At 66.8% G+C, this 18,878-nt stretch carries 14 protein-coding genes, 1 rRNA gene and 1 riboswitch; of the genes, 10 read left to right on the top strand and 5 right to left on the bottom strand.

Features of this window, described 5'->3' with window-relative positions; all coding sequences use genetic code 11:
• Positions 1 to 3: 3 nt before the first annotated feature.
• The 3 genes from rrf to EF834_RS04620 all read left to right on the top strand — a co-directional run bounded on the left by rrf (position 4) and on the right by EF834_RS04620 (position 2,174).
• Positions 4 to 120, top strand: a 5S ribosomal RNA gene (gene rrf / locus EF834_RS04630).
• Between the two features lie 120 nt (positions 121 to 240).
• Positions 241 to 894 (top strand): GntR family transcriptional regulator, encoded by a 654-nt coding sequence (locus EF834_RS04625; protein WP_127946003.1) that lies wholly within the window; start codon positions 241 to 243, stop codon positions 892 to 894.
• A complete protein-coding gene (locus EF834_RS04620) occupies positions 891 to 2,174 on the top strand; it encodes an MFS transporter (protein WP_127946002.1) in 1,284 nt (427 codons plus the stop codon). Before EF834_RS04625 ends, EF834_RS04620 begins: the two co-directional genes overlap by 4 nt.
• Here EF834_RS04620 and EF834_RS04615 read toward each other — a convergent pair.
• Together EF834_RS04615 and EF834_RS04610 are read right to left on the bottom strand one after the other, a co-directional pair.
• Positions 2,160 to 3,503: a M1 family metallopeptidase gene (locus EF834_RS04615; protein WP_235870985.1), complete on the bottom strand. Its 1,344-nt coding sequence runs from the start codon at positions 3,501 to 3,503 to the stop codon at positions 2,160 to 2,162. The two genes, EF834_RS04620 and EF834_RS04615, sit on opposite strands and share 15 nt — an antisense overlap.
• Positions 3,473 to 7,540, bottom strand: a complete 4,068-nt coding sequence (locus EF834_RS04610; protein WP_408014464.1) for a Pls/PosA family non-ribosomal peptide synthetase — start codon at positions 7,538 to 7,540, stop codon at positions 3,473 to 3,475. The genes EF834_RS04615 and EF834_RS04610 overlap by 31 nt, the downstream gene beginning before the upstream one ends.
• 620 nt (positions 7,541 to 8,160) lie before the next feature.
• On the opposite strand from EF834_RS04610, the gene betT reads away from it, so the two are divergent.
• From betT to EF834_RS04595, 3 genes are read left to right on the top strand one after another with little or no spacing between them, the layout of a single operon-like run.
• Positions 8,161 to 10,257: a choline BCCT transporter BetT gene (gene betT / locus EF834_RS04605; RefSeq protein ID WP_235870984.1), complete on the top strand. Its 2,097-nt coding sequence runs from the start codon at positions 8,161 to 8,163 to the stop codon at positions 10,255 to 10,257.
• The gene (locus tag EF834_RS04600) at positions 10,254 to 11,762 is read left to right on the top strand and encodes an aldehyde dehydrogenase family protein (RefSeq protein WP_127945999.1); all 1,509 of its coding nucleotides are present in this window, start codon (positions 10,254 to 10,256) and stop codon (positions 11,760 to 11,762) included. The genes betT and EF834_RS04600 overlap by 4 nt, the downstream gene beginning before the upstream one ends.
• Positions 11,759 to 13,339: a GMC family oxidoreductase gene (locus tag EF834_RS04595; RefSeq protein WP_127945998.1), complete on the top strand. Its 1,581-nt coding sequence runs from the start codon at positions 11,759 to 11,761 to the stop codon at positions 13,337 to 13,339. Before EF834_RS04600 ends, EF834_RS04595 begins: the two co-directional genes overlap by 4 nt.
• Positions 13,340 to 13,495: 156 nt before the next feature.
• Here the strand turns inward: EF834_RS04595 and EF834_RS04590 are convergent, their stop codons facing one another.
• Positions 13,496 to 13,936 carry a YiiD C-terminal domain-containing protein gene (locus EF834_RS04590; RefSeq protein WP_164874064.1) on the bottom strand — a complete coding sequence of 147 codons (441 nt, stop codon included), beginning with the start codon at positions 13,934 to 13,936 and terminating at the stop codon, positions 13,496 to 13,498.
• Between the two features lie 101 nt (positions 13,937 to 14,037).
• On the opposite strand from EF834_RS04590, the gene EF834_RS04585 reads away from it, so the two are divergent.
• The 4 genes from EF834_RS04585 (at position 14,038) to EF834_RS04570 (ending at position 17,618) form a co-directional block, all read left to right on the top strand.
• Entirely contained in the window at positions 14,038 to 14,598 is a 561-nt protein-coding gene (locus EF834_RS04585; RefSeq protein ID WP_127945996.1) for a TetR/AcrR family transcriptional regulator, read from the top strand.
• Between the two features lie 50 nt (positions 14,599 to 14,648).
• Positions 14,649 to 14,763: riboswitch (SAM riboswitch) on the top strand.
• 52 nt (positions 14,764 to 14,815) lie between these two features.
• A complete protein-coding gene (locus EF834_RS04580; RefSeq protein ID WP_127945995.1) occupies positions 14,816 to 16,132 on the top strand; it encodes an aminotransferase class V-fold PLP-dependent enzyme in 1,317 nt (438 codons plus the stop codon).
• 182 nt (positions 16,133 to 16,314) lie between these two features.
• Positions 16,315 to 16,731, top strand: a complete 417-nt coding sequence (locus EF834_RS04575) for a hemophore-related protein (protein ID WP_127945994.1) — start codon at positions 16,315 to 16,317, stop codon at positions 16,729 to 16,731.
• Positions 16,732 to 16,943: 212 nt separating this feature from the next.
• On the top strand, positions 16,944 to 17,618 hold the full coding sequence (locus tag EF834_RS04570; protein ID WP_127945993.1) for a hypothetical protein: 675 nt from the start codon (positions 16,944 to 16,946) through the stop codon (positions 17,616 to 17,618).
• 39 nt (positions 17,619 to 17,657) lie between these two features.
• Here EF834_RS04570 and EF834_RS04565 read toward each other — a convergent pair whose 3' ends face one another.
• Together EF834_RS04565 and EF834_RS04560 are read right to left on the bottom strand one after the other, a co-directional pair.
• The gene (locus tag EF834_RS04565) at positions 17,658 to 18,209 is read right to left on the bottom strand and encodes a flavin reductase family protein (RefSeq protein WP_408014463.1); all 552 of its coding nucleotides are present in this window, start codon (positions 18,207 to 18,209) and stop codon (positions 17,658 to 17,660) included.
• Between the two features lie 114 nt (positions 18,210 to 18,323).
• Positions 18,324 to 18,797: a YbaK/EbsC family protein gene (locus tag EF834_RS04560; RefSeq protein ID WP_127945991.1), complete on the bottom strand. Its 474-nt coding sequence runs from the start codon at positions 18,795 to 18,797 to the stop codon at positions 18,324 to 18,326.
• Positions 18,798 to 18,878 lie beyond the last annotated feature (81 nt).

Raw genomic sequence — 18,878 nt, 5'->3', positions numbered from 1 at the left:
AGTTACGGCGGCCATAGCGGAGGGGAAACGCCCGGCCCCATTCCGAACCCGGAAGCTAAGCCCTCCAGCGCCGATGGTACTGCACCCGACAGGGTGTGGGAGAGTAGGACACCGCCGAACACCCGTTCCCGAAGGCCCCCACCGAATCACGGTGGGGGCCTTCGGCATACCCACACCCCGACACCCGCAGGCCGACCCCGGTCGAATCCACGTCCGCCCAGCGGCGTATAAATACATCTTGTGTCTAAGTTGCATTCAGCAGCAGAGGTGGCCTACCGCCAGGTCAAGGAGCTCATCCTGTCCGGGGAGCTTCCGGGTGGAGAACTCATCAGCGAGGGCGAGATCGCAACCCGCATGGGGTGCAGCCGGACGCCCGTGCGGGAGGCGTTCCTACGGCTCGAAGCGGAGGGCTGGATGCGGCTCTATCCGAAGCGGGGAGCGCTGGTCGTGCCGATCGCGGAGGGGGAGGCCGAGCACGTCGTCGATGCGCGTCTGCTCCTGGAGGTGCACGCCGTCGAAGCCGTCGTGGCAGATCGCCGTACTCGGGAGGAGCTCGTCGCGACGCTCCGGACGAATCTGTCGCAGCAACGTGAGCTGGTCGCGTCCACGTGCGATGCCGCGCGGTTCAGTGTGCTCGACGCCGACTTCCATCGGGCGCTGGTGCGCGCCGGGGGCAATCCGCTGCTCGATGCCTTCTATGACGGGCTCAGAGAGCGTCAGCGCAGAATGATGGCTCATTCTCTCGCCCGCGATCCGGAACAGATCACCAAGGTCATCGAGGATCACACCCGCCTGGCCGACCTGATCGAGGCCGCGGACGCGGAAGGATTCGCGTCGGCCGTCCGGCGGCACATGCGAGAGGTCCACGCTCTCAGGATGGGTGGGCGGCGATGACCGCGGTCGAAGACAGAGTTGCCGTCACCACCATCGAGGCGCCCACGCGTCTGCGGGCGTGGATGCTCGTTGCCGCGGGCATGTTCGCAGTGGCATGGGGTGGCAACGAGTTCACGCCGTTGCTGGTCATGTACAGGCTCGAACACGGATTCTCACAGGTGATGGTCGACACCTTCCTGTTCGCATACGTGCTCGGCGTCGTTCCCGCGCTGCTGGTCGGAGGTCCGCTGTCGGACCGGCTGGGCCGACGCCCCTTGATGCTGCCGGCGCCGTTCATCGCGGTGGCGGGTTCACTGGTACTGGCGGCGGGCTCGGAGTCCGCGGCCTTGTTGATCGCCGGGCGAGTCCTCTCGGGGGTAGCGCTGGGGCTGGGCATGGCGGTCGGCGGAAGCTGGCTCAAGGAGCTGTCGACGCCCGACCGAGACCCGTCGGCCCGGCCCGGATCCGGTGCCCGACGCGCCGCGATGAGTCTGACCGCCGGGTTCGGCATCGGCGCGGGCGTTGCCGGCGTCCTCGCACAGTGGGCGCCATGGCCGAACGTGCTCCCGTATGCCGTGCACTCGACGCTCGCCCTGGCCGTCGGTGCTGCGCTGCGGTGGGTGCCCGAGACTCGCGCCGCCGTACGGGACGACTCGATCGGGTCCTTCACGCGGGACCTGAGGATCCCCTCGGCGGGGCACCGGCGGTTCCTTTACGTTGTGGCCCCGGTGGCGCCGTGGGTGTTCGGTGCCGCCGCATCGGCATACGCGGTGATGCCGGCACTCATGACCAGCCGCAGTGGCGGTGTGCCCGTGGCGTTCTCGGCACTGCTGTGCGTGATCGCTCTCAGCTCGGGATTCGCGATCCAGGCACTCGGGCGCAGGATCGATACTCCACGCAACGGCCGGGCGGTCGCCGTGGCCTTCGGAGTGCTCGTGGCAGGCATGTCCATTGCGGCTGTCGCATCGGGAGTCCTAACGGTGCCCATGTCGATGATCGCGGCCGCGGTCCTCGGGTGTGGCTACGGTCTCGCGCTGGTATCGGGCTTGCTGGAGGTCCAACGCATCGCCGGACCGGACGATCTGGCCGGTCTCACTGCGGTCTTCTACTCCCTCAGCTACCTGGGCTTCGCGGTGCCGGCGGTGATGGCGATGATCACGGAGGCAAACCCTGCGTTGACCTACCCGCTGATGTTCGTCGTCGGAGCGGTGGCCGCGTTGGCGAGCCTGGCGCTCGTCCTCGTCAAGTGGCGTCGGTACCTGCCCGAGCCCGCGACGGACGCCGCGTCAGGGCTTGGGTAGTGCTTTGTCCGCGAGCCAAGCAACCCACAGGGAGTGCAGGGGTTTGTCGCTGAAATGCGCTGCCAGGGACGTGAACTGTTCGGTGGATACCGTCGAGTGCCGGTACTTGGCGGTCCACTTCCGCAGCAAGGCGAAGAAGGCGTCATCGCCGATCGTCTGCCGCAGCGCGTGCAGCGCGAGGGCTCCACGCTTGTAGATGCGGTCGTCGAACATCATCTCCGGGCCGGGGTCACCGAGGACGATGTCCTGCGGCTTGCAGAGGAGGCCGCGATGCGCCTCGAGCGCGTGGGTATTGGCATCGGGTCCGCCGGAGTTCTCGGACCACAGCCATTCCGCGTAGCACGCGAAACCCTCGTGCAGCCAGATGTCCTTCCACATCCCCACGGTCAGGCTGTTGCCGAACCACTGGTGCGCAAGTTCATGTGCGACAAGGCGTTCCGAGCCGCGTCGTCCGTCACAATGGTTGGCCCCGAAGATCGACATACGCTGCGCCTCGATCGGGATCTCGAGATCGTCGCCGGTGATGACGACCGAGTAGTCCGCGAAGGGGTAGGGGCCGAAGAGTTTTTCGAAGACCTCCATCATCCGGGGCTGGCGTTCGAAGTCGTGGTCGAATCGAGTGCGTAGCTCGGCCGGGTGCAGCGCGTACATCGGGACCCGGCCGCCGTCCACGCGTCGGCGCACGTACGGGCCGATCTGGACGGTGGCCAGATAGCTCGCCATCGGTTCGGTCTGCTCGTACACCCTGGTGTTCTGGCTAGCCTTGGCCTGCCTGCCGACCAGCTTGCCGTTTGCCACCGCGTAGTACGGCGAATCGGTGGTGATCGAGATGCGGTAGCTGGCTTTGCAACTCGGGTGGTCGTCGCAGGGGAACCAGGACGATGCACCGTTGGGCTGGCTCGCGACGAGCGACCCTTCGGTCAGTTCCTCCCAACCGACGTCGCCCCACATGCTCGCGATCGGCTGGGGATTACCGGCGTACTGGACGGTGATCGCGAGGATGCCGCCGGCGGGGATCTTCTGCGCGGGAGTGATCGTCAGCTTGCCGCCACGGTGAGTGAACTTCGCACTGCGACGGCCGTTCACCGACACCTTCGACACTTGCATCGCCTGGGCGAGGTCGAGGGAGAACCTGCTCCGGACGTCGGTGGTGGTGGCGGTGATCGACGCCTTCCCGGTGAGTCGGTTGCTGTGGACCTTGTAGACCAGCGCGAGGTCGTACCGGGACACTCGGTACCCACCGTTGCCGTGTCCCGGCAGGTACGGGTCGATCGGCTCGTCCGGAGCCTTGCCGGGCTTCACCGTGGTCCCCCGTCCGAGTCGTTCCACGGGGCAATCGGATTCCCCTGCCACCGTGTCGACGGTGGGACGACGTCGCCGCGCATCACCAGGGATGCGGGCCCGACGGTGGCGCCGGCGCCGAGTCCGGCGGCGGGCAGCGCGACGCAGTGCGGACCCAGGGTGGCGCCGGCTCCCAACGTGACGGTGTCCATGGACATGATCCGATCATGGAATAGGTGTGTTTGCACGACGCACCCGCGTTCGACGGTCGCGCCGTCGTCGAGGGTCACCAGGTCGGCTTCGGGTAGCCAGTAGGTCTCGCACCACACGCCGCGGCCGATCGTCGCGCCGAGCCCACGCAGCCACACGTTCATCACGGCGGTGCCGGTCGCGGCGCGGGCGAACCACGGCGCGGCGACGGTCTCGACGAACGCGTCCGACACCTCGTTGCGCCACACGAACGAACTCCACAGCGGGTGTTCGCTTGCGCGGATCCGTCCGACGACGAGTCGCTTCGCCGCCACGGACACTGCACCCGCAACGGCACCCGCGATCAGCAGCACCACGCCGCCGCTGAGTGCCGCGAGCCCGAACCCGCCGACCGAGACCAGCCATGCCAGGGTGAACAGCACGCCGAGGCCGATGCCGAACGTGACCATCACGGGGAACAGCCGGCACGTCTCGATCACGGCGCGGGCGATCTTCAACTGCAGCGGTGGATCGAACGTGCGGGTGGCATCGGACTCGGTTGCAGCCCGGCGCAGCCGCACCGGTGGGCTGCCCAGCCATGACGATCCCGACTTCGCCTTGTTCGGTGCCACCGACAACACCGCGACCAGTCCGTTCTTGGGGACACGTCGGCCCGGACCGGCCATCCCGGAGTTGCCGAGGAACGCGCGCTTGCCGACCTTGGCGGGTTCGATGCGCATCCAGCCGCCGCCTAGTTCGTAGCTCGCGACCATGGTGTCGTCGGCGAGGAACGCACCGTTGGCGACCGTCGTGAATTTCGGAAGTACGAGGACGGTGGAGATCTCGGTGTCGCGTCCCACCTTGGCGCCCAGCAGACGTAGCCACAGCGGCGTGAGAAGGCTCGCGTACAGAGGGAACAGGAAGGTTCGAGCCGAGTCCATGAGACGCTCGGTGGCCCAAGCCTGCCAGCCGACTCGGCTGCGGACCGGGTGGTAGCCCTCGGTGAGACCAATCGACAGCAGGCGCACCGCGATCACCGTGAGCGCCGCGAACACGAACAGGCTCAGCAGGGTAGCGACGGGCAGGACCGCCAACGCGCGCAGGAAGGCGTCGCCGAGATCGGCGGCGTCGCGCACCCGCCACCCGATCAGGATCAGGCCGGCGGCGAGACCGAGAACCGGCATGCTCGCCAGGACGACGGACGTCGCGCCGAACACCGGAACCCAGTGCGCGGCGCGACGCGGGGGATGGTCCGGCCAGGAGTGCGTGGCCTTGCCGACCTTGGTGGCGGGTGAGCCGGCCCAATGCTGGCCGGCCTTGACCTTCCCGAATACCGCAGAGCCCGGCGCGACTTCGGCGCCACGGCCGATGCGGGCGCCCGGCAGCAGCGTCGACCGCGCGCCGATCGTGGCGCCGTCACCGATGCGGATCCTGCCGATGTGCACGACGTCCCCGTCGATCCAGTGCCCGGACAGGTCGACCTCGGGTTCGACGGCGCAGCCGTCGCCGAGGTCGAGCATCCCGGTTACGGGTGGCAGCGTGTGCAGGTCGACGCGTCGGCCCACCCTGGCGCCGAGCGCGCGAGCGAAGTAGAGCATCCACGGGGCACCGGACAGATTGTCGGCGCCGCTGGCCTCGACGAGTCGCAGCGTGATCCACAGCCGCAGGTGCTCTGGTCCGCCGCGTGGATAGGTTCCAGCCTTCAGTCCCCGTAGCAACAGGCGGGCGCCGGCGACGGCGATCGCCATGCGGCCCGGCGGTGTGACGAAGAGGACGAAGGCGAGCGCCACCCACCACCACGACAGCGTCGGGGCCCAGGGGACTTCGAACCAGGACAGCACGTTGCCGGCGATCGCCAGCCACGTCACCCACTGCAGGCCGGTGAGCGTCGTCAGTGGCACCGTCGCCGCGATCTGCGCAACCTGCGCCCGCCGCGGAGTGGGTTCGACGCGACGGGGCGCGGCGGTGTCGGCGGGGGATAGCTCGTCGAGGAAATCGGCGAGGGATCCGAGGCGGGGATGGTCGTACAGCTGCGCGACGGTCACCTCCGGGAAGCGCTCGCGCAGCGCCGTCACGAGCTGGGCACCCGACAGCGATCCGCCGCCCATCCCGAAGAAGTCGTCATCGAGTCCGGTGATCCGAGTACCCAGGATCGACGCCCACAACCGGGCGACCCAGGCGGCGGTGCCGTCGAGGTCGGGGTCTGGAGCAGTCCCTTCCGAGCCCGCGGTGTTCAGGGGCCAGGGCAGCGCTTCTCGGTCGACCTTGCCCGAGGTGCGGGTGGGCAGCTCGTCGAGGAGCGCCAGGCGAGGAACGAGGGCACCGGGCAGGTGCTCGGACAGTCGCGTCCGCGCCGCCACGAGGTCGAAGTTCGGATCGGTGCCGGCGAGGTAGCCGACGAGGATCGGGGTTCCGGAGGGTGTCTTGCGGACCGCGGCGGCGGCAGCACCCACGCCGGGCAGGTTCTGGAGTGCACTGTCGACTTCGCCCAGCTCGATGCGCCGCCCGCCGAGCTTGACCTGGTCGTCGGCGCGGCCCTCGAAGATCAGCCCGGCGGGGTCGAGACGCACCAGGTCGCCGCTGCGGTAGGCGCGGTCCCAGCCGAGCGTCGGCATGGGCGCGTACCTCTCGGCGTCCTTCGCGGGGTCGAGATACCGCGCCAGACCGACGCCGCCGATGACGAGTTCGCCGATCTCGCCGTCGGCGACCGGCTCACCGCGCGCGTCGACCACCGCGAGATCCCAGCCGTCGAGCGGCAGCCCGATCCGTACCGGTCCGGTGCGGTCCATCAGCGCGCCGCAGGCGACGACGGTGGCCTCGGTCGGGCCGTAGGTGTTCCACACCTCACGGCCGGGGACAGCGAGTCGTTCGGCCAGTTCCGGTGGGCATGCCTCGCCACCGAAGATCAGCAGCCGCAGCGCCTCGAGCGCCACTGCCGGCCACAGCGCCGCGAGCGTCGGGACGGTGGACACGACAGTGACGGAGCGAGATACAAGCCAGGGCCCGAGGTCCACGCCGCTACGCACCAGTGACCGTGGGGCGGGAACCAGCGTCGCGCCGTGCCGCCACGCGAGCCACATCTCCTCGCACGACGCGTCGAACGCGACCGACAGGCCCGCAAGCACGCGGTCCCCCGGTCCGATCGGGTTCTCCTGCAGAAACATACGGGCTTCCGCGTCGACGAACGCGGCTGCGTTGCGGTGCGTGACCGCGACACCTTTGGGGGTGCCGGTCGATCCGGAGGTGAAGATGATCCAGGCGTCGTCGTCGGGAGTCGGCGGGTGGACGGCGGCAGCTGCAGGGCGGCGTGGCGCGGTGCCGGGCAGGATGCCGTCGGCGGTGAGGATCGCCGCCGCCCGCGCCTCCGCGAACACCAGTTCGGCGCGCTCGTCGGGATCGTCCGCGTCGACCGGCACGTACGCCGCACCGGCCGCCAGAACCGACAGGATCGCGATGTACAGCTCGCGCGAGCCGGACGGCATGCGTACCCCGACGCGGTCACCACTGACGACGCCCGCGTGAGACAGCCGACGGGTCCCGGCCGCGACGTGGTCGAGCAGTTCCCGGTAGGTGAGGGGCGCGGTGCCGTCGTCGATCGCCGCAGCGTCCGGATGGGCCGCCGCGGTGGCCTCGAGGATGTCGATGAGTGTGCGCGGGGCGGGGGCCAGGGCGGACCGCAGGAGTTCGGCCGGAACCGCGGTCGATCGGTGGCCTGTGTCCGCGTGCGGGGAGAGGGGCAATTCCGAAGTCCTGTCCTGGTCGTCTGTGCTGTTGAGCAGTCTGTCGTTCCTGGGTTGTGTGTTGGTGAACGTGGCGCGGAGGCGGCGTGCCCCCAAGTCTCGAGTATCGACCGTCTCGAGTATCGACGTCATCGCTGCTGCGGAGTGCGGCGACATGCGGATGTGGTGTTCTTACCGAAGGATTCTCGGTCGATTTCCGACCACGGCTATCCGAACACGGCCTGGTTCCTGCGGATATATGCGATCGCCAAATAACATTCGGCAACACGTCTATTGACCACACCGCAGACCGCACCGCAGCCAATAGAGATATCTCTCCGAAAGAACTGAGAGCTTCTGTCCCGAATTCGGCTGGCGAGAAACAAGGCGGAGCGATGCGATCAGGACGGGGAGGATCGTCGGATCCGAAACCCGGCGAGCATCGCGATGCCGCGTGCTATACGAACGATCGTTCGCTATGCGCACATACTCACACCGCCATCTGCCGCTAGAGATGTAAACATCGCGTTTCGTCACCGGAAGTGTGACGAAATCAACCCAATCCGGACAAAAGTTGGTTGTAGCCGGGTGATACGGTCTCCCAGCCCCTAGCGTCGGCGATGGTCTCAGACCTCACTTGCCGGTCGCGTAAGGCCGATCACATGAGGATTCTGGTGAAACCGACTAAAAGTGAAAACAATGCGAGCCCGACGGGATCGAGTAGTACCGATCTACTCCATGATGGGCCACCTCCACCACCGAAAAAGCCCGAAGGAAAATCCGGGCCACCGGTTTCGGTGAACTGGCCGGTCTTCGTCGGCGCCAGCGTCGGCATCGTCGGCATCATTCTGTGGGCGTGGATCAATCAGGACAACGCGGAATCCGTAATCGGCACAGGGGTTTCCTGGGTCGCCAGCAACCTGGGCTGGTTCTACATCCTGCTGGTCACTGTTGTGCTGGGATTTGTCGTCTGGGCGGCCATGTCCAGCGTGGGTAAAACCAAGCTCGGACCCGACCACTCGAAACCTGTTTTCGGCCTGTTCTCGTGGACAGCAATGCTTTTCGCCGCCGGAATCGGTATCGATTTGATGTTCTTCTCGGTGGCGGAACCGGTCACGCAGTTCCTCCAGCCACCCACCGGGGCCGGTGAGACCAACGAGGCGGCCCGGCAGGCACTGGTGTGGACCCTTTTCCACTACGGCATCATCGGTTGGGGTCTGTACGCCCTGATGGGCCTGGCTCTGGGCTACTTCGCCTACCGTCACAACCTCCCGCTGAGCATCCGTTCGGCCCTCTACCCGATCTTCGGTAAGCGGATCAACGGCCCGCTGGGCAACTTCGTGGACATCGCCGCACTGCTCGGTGCCATCTTCGGGCTCGCCACCAGCCTCGGGATCGGCGTTGCTCAGCTCAACTACGGGCTGAGCGATTTGTTCGGGCTGCCTGAGGGGACACCCGCGCAGGCGGGACTGGTCGCTGTCGCCGTGATCATCGCAACTCTGTCGGCAGTGTCCGGCGTGAACCGTGGTGTGCGACGGCTCTCGGAGATCAGTGTGGTCGCGGCCATCGGCCTGCTGGTGTACATACTCGTTACAGGATCCACATCGTTCCTGTTCAACGGCATGGTTCAGAACATGGGCGACTTCGCCAGCCGCTTCCCCGGCATGACGCTCGACACGTTCGCCTACGACTCGCAAGAGGAGTGGATGTCGGCGTGGACGCTGTTCTTCTGGGCGTGGTGGATTGCCTGGGCGCCGTTCGTCGGTCTGTTCCTCGCCCGCATTTCCCGTGGCCGGACCATCCGTCAGTTCGTGGTCGGCACGCTGACCATCCCGTTCCTGTTCATCCTGGTCTACATCTCGATCTTCGGAAACAGCGCCATCGGCATCGTTCGCGGTGGCGACAGCGAGTTCGGCGAGACCGCCATGGCATCTCCCGAGCGGGCGTTCTACTCCCTGCTCGAGCAGTACCCGGGAGCGCCAATCCTCGCGGGGATCGCTACGTTCACCGGTCTGCTGTTCTATGTCACCAGCGCCGACTCCGGCGCACTGGTGATGGCTCGCTTCAGCTCGCGAATCCAGGACAACGAATCCGACGGCCCCGCCTGGGTGCGGATCTTCTGGGCCGTCGCCACCGGCGTGCTGACCCTGGTAGCACTCATGATCGGCGGCGTCACCACGTTGACGAACGCCACGATCATCATGGGTCTGCCGTTCGCGGTCGTCATCATGTTCATCATGCTCGGCCTGTTCAAGGCACTTCAGGTGGAAAAGAACTGGGCCGAGTCTCTGCGGAAGTCGCTGCCGAACGCGCTGTCCAGCCGTAGTGCCGGTGGCACCACACTGCACTGGCGCCAGCGCGTCGAGCGGTCTATGCGCTTCCCCGGTGCCGAAGCCACCGAACGCTATGCGACGACGGTCGTCGGACCGGCCCTTGCCGAGGTCGCGGCCGAGCTCCGAAGCCAGGGCGCTGACGCTTCAGTCGGCGAACAGGTGGTCGAATCCTGCGGAATCCACTCCTACCACCTCAACGTCCTGTTCGAGGGGGAGCGTTCGTTCCACTACCAGGTCTATCCCACCGAACACCAGACACCCAGCTACGGTCAGGGCGCACAGAAACTGGACAACTACTTCCGCCTCGAGGTGTTCTCGGCTGACGGCAGTAACGGGTTCGACGTGTTCGGGTTCACCAAGGAACAGCTCATCAGCAACGTTCTCGACCACTACGAGCGGCAACTCGAATTCCTGCACCGCAGCCACGGCATCGACTCCACGGCTGTCGACGGCGATCCGATCATCGACTGGTCGCACGATTTCGAGGCCCTCCATATCGGTGACCAGCCCAAGGCGGAACGGGGCGCCGACGAGGTGCGGCTCGAGATGGAGCCCAGGTGAGCGCTCGCACCCTGTTCATCGACGGCACGTGGCAGGCCGCTGCGGACGGAGGTGTCCGGGACATCGAGTGTCCCGCCACCCGTGAGCTTGTCGGGACGGTCAGCGAGGCCACCCGCGTCGACACGGAAAAGGCCATCGCCGCGGCGCGCAGCGCCTTCGACGATGGCCGCTGGTCCGGTGTCCCGGCAAGCGAACGCGGCGCCTTCCTGCTTCGGGTGGCGCAGCGGTTGCGCGAACGCAAGGCCGAGTTCGCCCGCGCCGAATCCCTCGACACCGGGAAGCGGCTCGTCGAGTCCGAGATCGACATGGACGACATCACGGCGTGCTTCGAGTACTTCGGCCGCGTGGCCGCACAGGATGCGGGGCGACTCGTCGACGCGGGCAGCGCCAGCGTCGTCAGCCGCATCCAGTACGAGCCGGTCGGCGTGTGCGGGATGATCACCCCCTGGAACTATCCGCTGCTCCAGGCCGCATGGAAGATCGGGCCCGCTCTGGCCGCGGGCTGCACGTTCGTGCTCAAACCGGCCGAGCTCACCCCGCACACCTCGATCCTCATGATGGAGGTGCTCGACGAGCTCGGTCTGCCCGCGGGCGTCGCCAACCTCGTCACCGGCAACGGCCCGGATGCCGGCGCTCCCCTGAGTGAGCACCCGGACGTCGACCTGGTCTCGTTCACCGGCGGGCTGGTGACCGGCCGGGTCGTGGCCGCGGCCGCTGCCGCGACAGTGAAGAAGGTGGCACTCGAGCTCGGTGGCAAGAACCCGAATGTGATCTTCGCCGATGCCGACTTCGATGCTGCTGTCGACAATGCGCTCAACGGCGCGTTCGTTCACTCGGGGCAGGTGTGCTCCGCGGGTGCCCGGATCGTCGTGCAGGAGTCGATCGCAGAGAAGTTCACCGATGCGCTCGTGGCCCGTGCACAGCAGATTCGGCTCGGTGGTCCGTTCGATGAGCGGGCCGAGACCGGCCCGCTCATCTCGGCGGCGCACCGCGACAAGGTGGACGCCTACGTGAAGGCCGGTGTCGCCGAGGGGGCGCGGGTCCGCTGCGGCGGCGCATTCGCCACCGGCACGTCCGGGGACACCGATCTCGACGCCGGCTACTACTACCTGCCGACCGTGCTCGACCAGGTGCGTAGCGGGATGTCCGTAGTGGTCGACGAGGCCTTCGGGCCCGTCGTCACGGTTGAGACGTTCACCGACGAGGACGATGCCGTGCGAATCGGTAACGACACTCACTACGGCCTCGCCGGCGCCGTATGGACTCAGGACGCCGGACGGGCGCAGCGGGTGGCGAACCGGTTGCGTCACGGCACCATCTGGATCAACGATTTCCACCCCTACCTGCCGCAGGCGGAGTGGGGTGGATTCGGCCAGTCCGGGGTGGGTCGTGAACTCGGGCCCACCGGCCTCGACGAATACCGCGAGGCCAAGCACGTCTATCAGAACATCGAACCTGCCGTCACCGGCTGGTTCGAGAACGCATCACAGCAGGAGAACCGATGAACGAATCGGCTGCCGGCAGCACCTTTGACTACGTCGTGATCGGCGGGGGCTCGGCAGGTTCGGCCGTCGCGGCGCGACTGTCGGAGGATCCCGCCGTCACGGTCGCGCTGATCGAAGCCGGCCCCGACGACCGCAACATCCCCGAGGTGCTGCAACTCGACCGGTGGATGGAGTTGCTCGAATCCGGTTACGACTGGGACTATCCCGTGGAACCGCAGGAGAACGGCAACTCGTTCCTGCGTCACGCCCGAGCCAAGGTGATGGGCGGATGCTCCTCGCACAATTCGTGCATCGCGTTCTGGCCTCCCGCCGAAGACCTGAACGAGTGGGAGTCGGAGCACGGTGCCACCGGCTGGAACCAGGACACGCTCTGGCCGGTGCTCAAGCGTCTCGAGACCAACGTAGACGCCGGCCCGGATGCACCGCATCACGGTGACAGCGGCCCCGTGCATCTGATGAACGTCCCGCCGGCCGATCCCTGCGGGGTGGCGCTACTCGAGGCGTGCGAGCAGGACGGCATCCCCACAACGCAGTTCAACACCGGCAGCACCGTGATCAACGGGGCCAACTTCCTGCAGATCAACCGGCGCGCCGACGGCACCCGGGCCTCGTCTTCGGTGTCGTACATTCACCCGATCGCCGATCGGGAGAACTTCACACTGCTGACGGGTCGACGTGCCACCCGACTGGTGTTCGACGGCACCCGGTGCGTCGGGGTCGAGGTGGTGGACAACCAGTTCGGGCGTCCGCGAGTCATCCGGGCAACGAGCGAAGTGGTCTTGTCGGCCGGAGCCATCGACTCGCCGAAGCTGCTGATGCTCTCGGGAATCGGCCCCACCGAGCATCTGCGCGAGCACGGCATCGACGTGCTCGTCGATTCTCCCGGAGTCGGTGCCAACCTGCAGGATCATCCGGAGGGCGTCATCTCGTGGGAGGCGATGCAGCCCATGGTCGAATCCTCCACCCAGTGGTGGGAGATCGGCGTCTTCACGACGGTGGACGAGGGCCTGGACCGGCCGGACCTGATGATGCACTACGGGTCGGTGCCGTTCGACATGCACACTCTGCGTCAGGGCTACCCCACGGCTGAGAACGTCTTCTGCCTCACCCCCAACATCACGCATGCGCGTTCACGTGGCACGGTGCGCCTACGGTCCCGGGACTTCCGGGACAAGCCGCGCGTCGATCCGCGGTACTTCACCGATCCCGAGGGCTACGACATGCGGATCATGATCGCCGGAATCCGGCGCGCGCGTGAGATCGCCGCTCAGCCGGCGATGAGTGAATGGACCGGCAAGGAGTTGTTCCCCGGAAAGGACGTGCAGTCCGACGAGGAACTGGCCGACTACATTCGCCGCACCCACAACACCGTCTATCACCCCATCGGCACCGTTCGGATGGGCGCGGACGCTGACGACATGTCGCCGCTCGACCCGCAACTGCGTGTCAAGGGTGTGCAGGGCCTGCGCGTCGCCGACGCCTCGGTGTTCCCGGAGCACACCACCGTGAACCCGAACATCACCGTGATGATGGTCGGCGAGCGGTGCGCGGATCTGATCAAGGCCGACCGAGGCTGACACCCCTTCGGGTCGGATCGGAAATGGTCGCAGGCGGCCGATGCCCAGTTGACGGGGCATCGGCCGCCTGTCTTATGGAGGGTCTGATCACGCCGCGAGCCGTGGCTTCCTGGCGCCCGCTGACCCGCCCAGCTCACCGTGGGGTCGGCCTCGTGACTACCTCGACGGCCGGAAGCTGACGACGAACCGGCAGGTACCGGCCGTAGCGCCGTCGGCGTCCGTCAATTCGACGTCGACATCGATGTCACAACGGCCCCCAGCTTCGAGAGCTCGTTGGATTTCAGCGACCGTCTCCGTGTCGACCCGGCTCTCCGCGGAAATTCCTCCGCGAGCCGGGCGTCTGTACTCGATGGCGGCACTCTTGATCACGGTGTACGCGCCACTGCCTGCGCTCCCCGCCGCCACCACCGCGGCACCCGCACCGGCCACTTCGGCCACGCCGTATACGACTGGCGCGTTGACGTGGCCGTTGTGGTTCACGTGTTCGGCCTTGGTGCGAGACAACGTCGCTCGCACGGACCCGTCGGAGCCCAGCTCTGTGTCGAGATCGAGCCATTGAATCCACGGCATCGCCGTCATCGCTTCGGTTGCTGCCACTGAACTTCCCTTCTCTTTCCAAGCCGCGCGGCGGTTGGAGCAATGCTCTAGTCCGTCATGGGAGAGTAGAACAATGCTCCAGCCTCGTCTAGGCTTCCGCCGTGGAGTCATCATCGGCAACGGCGAAACGCCTGCTGGAAGCGGCGTTAGCGATCATCGATCGCGACGGCATCGATGCTCTGACCGTGCGCTCCCTGGTCGCCGAGTCCGGAGTCAGCAACGGCAGCGTGTATCACCACGTCGGCTCTCTGGACCGGGTGGAGGCGGCCGCAGCCGACGAGGCCATCAGAGCCTGGTCAGCCGCGTTTCTCGCTGCACTCGAACGAGGCGGATATGCCGCCGCGGCAGCCGCGGACCGAACCTGGAGTCGCGCGCATCCAGGGCTCGCCGCCCTGATTGAACGCAATGGACAGCGGGGCGAGTTGGGGCCGGCCGCTCGGGACTTCGGGATCGGCCTACGCGCCTGGCTCGATTCTCGGCGGTTGGCCATCGACGCTCCCGCTCAGGTGGTCGCCGCGGTTCTGCTCGGCCCACTCGCGGAGCTGCGTCGACTCGAAAAGGCAACGGGCAGAATGACTCGCAAGACGGACTTCGAAGCCCTCGAGGCGGCCGTCATCAATGGACTGAAGTCCTTGGGATCCAACCTGGAAGTCCAACACTGACGGCGCCCGGGGTTGACATCACCGGAATCGCTCTGCAATCCTCGTCCCCAGGTCACGAGTACCAGCGTCAAGCCCCGGCTAGCTGGTCGGCAACCCTCCAACCGCGGTGGGGTGCTCCGGGTGACGACCGGGTCATGGTCCACAAGGACATGACAAGCGCGGACTCCGATGGCGCCAACCGTCAGCCGACGAGTCCCTGGACTCGAAGGATGTTGTGATGACCGCCGTACTGACTGCCGTCGACTGTGCCACCGCCCCGCTCGCCCGGGTGTCCGGCTGTGACCTGCAGGTTCCTCTCGTCGGGGGTGGGACCTGTACCTACGCGAACTTCGACTACGCCGCCAGCGCGCCCGCCTTGGCGCAGGTCACCGACCGCGTCCACGGATTGCTGCCGTTCTACGCCAGCGTCCACCGCGGCGCCGGTTACGCGTCCCGGGTGAGCACCGACGCGTATGAGAACGCCCGTGGCAGCGTCGAGCGCTTCGTTGGTGCCGACGACGACCAGGTCGTGGTGTTCACCCGCAACACCACCGACTCGCTCAACCTCCTCGCGGGCTGCGTGCCCGGTGACGTGGTCGTCCTGGATATCGAACACCATGCAAATCTGTTGCCGTGGAAGAATTCCCGCATCGTCGAGGCCGCCGACACCGTCACCGAGACTGTCCGCCGCCTGGTTGCCGAACTGTGCGCCAAGCCTGCCGCGCTGCTCGCGGTCACCGGTGCCTCCAACGTCACCGGTGAGGTCCTGCCGATCGCCGAGCTGGCCGAGGCTGCACATCGCTGCGGTGCGCGCATCCTCGTCGATGGTGCGCAACTGGCCCCGCACCGCCGCGTCAACCTGGCCGATACGGGGGTCGACTACTTGGCCTTCTCCGGCCACAAGCTGTACGCGCCGTTCGGTGCCGGGGTGCTCGTCGGCCGTCGCGACTGGCTCGACGAGGCCGAGCCCTACCTCGCGGGCGGTGGCGCCGTGCGTGAGGTGACGATCGACGAGACCTGCTGGGCTCCGGCCCCAGCCCGTCACGAGGCAGGTAGTCCCAACGTCCTCGGTGTCGCCGCACTGGCTGCGGCGTGTGATGCGTTGTCCGCGTTGGATTTCGCGGAGATCGTCGAGCACGAGCGCGTCCTGTCGACACGGCTGACGGAGGGGCTCGCAGAGATCGACGGCGTGCACCTGCTGCGTCTGTGGTCGGACGCCCCCGACAGTCTCGGCATCGTGACCTTCACGATTGACGGCTTCGAACCCGGCCACATCGCGGCATACCTGTCGGCCGAGCACGGCATCGGCGTGCGTGACGGTCGGTTCTGCGCCCATCCGCTACTGCACCGTATCGGCCACGCCGATGGTGCCGTGCGCGCGAGCCTCGGCCTGGGCACCGGCTCCGACGACGTCGATCGGCTCGTGAGCGCTATTCGGAAACTGGTCGCCGGCGAGGCGACCTGGAATTACGGCAAGACGGATGGTCTGTGGAACCCGGTTCCCGAGACCCGCGGTTTCACCGAGCGCATCGCCGGCGCCTCAAAGTGCGTGTGATCTCCTCGGGGGATATCCGTCACGAGGTCGCCCGGCCGGACATTCCGGGTACGGCACGAATGCCGTGAATGCATCTTCGGTGCAAGTGGATTCACAGGAAGTACGGAGGCGCAACACAGTCAACGTGCAGATCGCGATCGTAGTGTCGATGCCGTTCGACCCACACTACGAGAGGAACCTGCATGAGTATCTCACGAACACGACTGAAGCTCGGCATCGCGGCAGCCGGTGCTGTCGCCGCCGCCGTCCTCGTTCCCGGCGTGGCCTCGGCCCAGCCGGGGCCCCTCGCGAGCACCACATGCAGTGCCGACCAGATCGACGCGGCGATCCGCGCCGAGGCCCCGCAGCTCGCCGCGTGGCTGGACGAAAATCCTGAAGCGAAGGAGAAGCGTGAGGCGTTCTGGGCGAAGTCGCCCGAGGAACGGCAGGGCGTGATGGACAATCGCGACGAGAAGCGCGAGGCGTTCAGGGCGATGTCGCCCGAGGAACGGCAGGCCATGAGCGAGAACCGCGACCGTCCCGGGAAGCCGTCGACAAGCCAGCGGTCCGTAATGAGCGAGAAGGCACAGGTTATCGCGGACACCTGCGGCAACTACTGACGCACCACTGTCCGTGGGGTGGGCGGATCGTCCACCCCACGGAGAGCCGGCACCGAACGACGTGAGTTCGTGGTCGCCGACACGTTCGGTAGTTCGCGGGAAACCTTCGCTGTTCAAGGGACATTCGCTCGCGTTCGCGATGTCGAGGTTCAGGACCGTGTTTGCGGTGGCACGTCCGGCCTCGCGACCGGGAAGTAGCGGGCGAATGTCCCGTGAACAGCGATATCGAGGTCCAGGACCGCTCACTCGACGAGTACCGAGCCATGTTCGGGCTCACCGACAATGACCTCCGCCGAAAGATCCTCGACTGTCCCGCCGGAGCGGCGAGCTTCACCGCCGAGGTTAGCGACCGTGGTGGCGATGTGATCGCCTGTGACATTGCCTATTTCGGGCACAGCGCCGAAGCGCTTGTCGTACTTGCGGAACAGGAAGCAGCTCGGGGGGCCCGATACGTCGGTGACCGTCGCGAGCAGTATCGGTGGACGTATTTCGCCGATCCCGATGAGCACGAACGGGTCCGCCGACAGGCGGTCGAACGGTTCGCCGGCCACCTTGGACAACACCCGGGCCGCTATGTCGCCAGCCGCCTGCCCGTGCTCCCGTTCGTTGACGAAGGCTTCGATCTGACCCTCAGCTCGCATCTGCTCTTCAGCTACTCCGACGGTCTCGACTACGGCTTCCACGTCGAGGCGATTCGGGAACTGATGCGGGTGACCCGAGAACTGCGCATCTTCCCGTTGGTGGCCGCGGGATCGTCCACGCCGTATGCCGGACTCGACGATATGCTCTCCGACCTGCGCAAGCACGGCATCCGCGGCCGAGTCCACGTCGTCGACTACGAGTTCCAGCGGGGAGCCGATCGCATGCTGGTGTTCCGCCGCGAATGAACAGGATGCTGCCAGCGTCGAGGCCGGCAGAAGTCCGTGCTACGGGCCGAGCGGTGTCGGCCGGTGGTAGCTGCCCTCGTGGTACAGCAGCGGGGCTGAAGAGGCCTCGTCGTCGTTGTCGTTGTGCATTCGCGTGACCAGACCGATGACAAGTGTGTGGTCGCCGGCCGGAATCAGGCGGTGGATGGTGGCGCGCATCCAGATCGGGGTTCCGTGCAGGACGGGCTCACCCGTCTCGAGGCGACCCCACAGGGACTCGTCGCTGAAGCGCTGATCGGCACTGCGCGAGAACCGCTGCGCCAGGTGCTGTTGGTGCTCGCCGAGTAGGTGCACGACGATCGAGTCGGCCGCGTGGAGCGCCTTGATGCTCGACGAGGTGAGAGCGATGTTGAACGAGATCAGCGGCGGGTTCATCGACAGCGACGCGAACGATGTCGCCGTGAAGCCGACCGGCCCGTCCTTCGAATCGAGGGTCACGATCGTGACACCGGCCGGATGGCGTCGCATCGCGGCCTTGTACTCGTCGTTGCCGATGCCTCCCTCGGCGAAGGGGACGGCAAGTTCGGGTGCATTCTCGACGGACTGCGGCAAGGGATTCTCCGATTCGAACCTGGACGGCTGTCCGCCACTATAGGCCAGCTGCACCGGCCAGTCAGGAATCGCATTCATCAATCGGGCACGGGCATTCCGGGCGGGAAAGGCGGGTCAGTCCATGTCGATTGCCAGGCCCGCCGTCACCCGCAGCAGTTCCGGGAACGTGGTGCGGAAAACGGTATCGGGGTGCCCTGCCGCCGCCCACAGCTCCGGGAACTCGTCGAGAGCGCTGTCGAGGTAGGTGGGCAGGTTGGTGGGGTGACCCAGCGGCGCAACCCCGCCGATCGGCTGTCCGGTCACCTCACGGACGACGTCTAGCGGTGCCCGCGTGAGCGTGCCTTGGAGGCGCGCGCCGGTGGCAACCACGTTCACCTCGTGCGCTCCGGAGACCAGCAGCAGCACCGGTTCGTCGTCGAGGAGGAACACCAGTGACTTGACGATGGAACCGAGATCGGCGCCCAGCGCGGTCGCGGCCTCGGTCGAGCTGCGTGTCGGAGCGGGCTGGCTGACGATCACCCCGTGGTGGCCGCGAGCGATCAACGTGTCGGCGACGTGCGCCGCATTGGGGTGCAGCAGCCTGGGCATGAACTCAGAGTAAATCTAGATCGTGGCGGGGGCAGGGATATTCGCGCTCGATCTGCGGGAGTAACCGACTGGCCCCGCGAT

Source organism: Rhodococcus spongiicola (assembly GCF_004011835.1).
Lineage (GTDB): Bacteria > Actinomycetota > Actinomycetes > Mycobacteriales > Mycobacteriaceae > Prescottella > Prescottella spongiicola.
The sequence above is the reverse complement of the archived record's forward strand: the minus strand, read 5'-3'. Positions and strand labels throughout refer to the sequence as shown.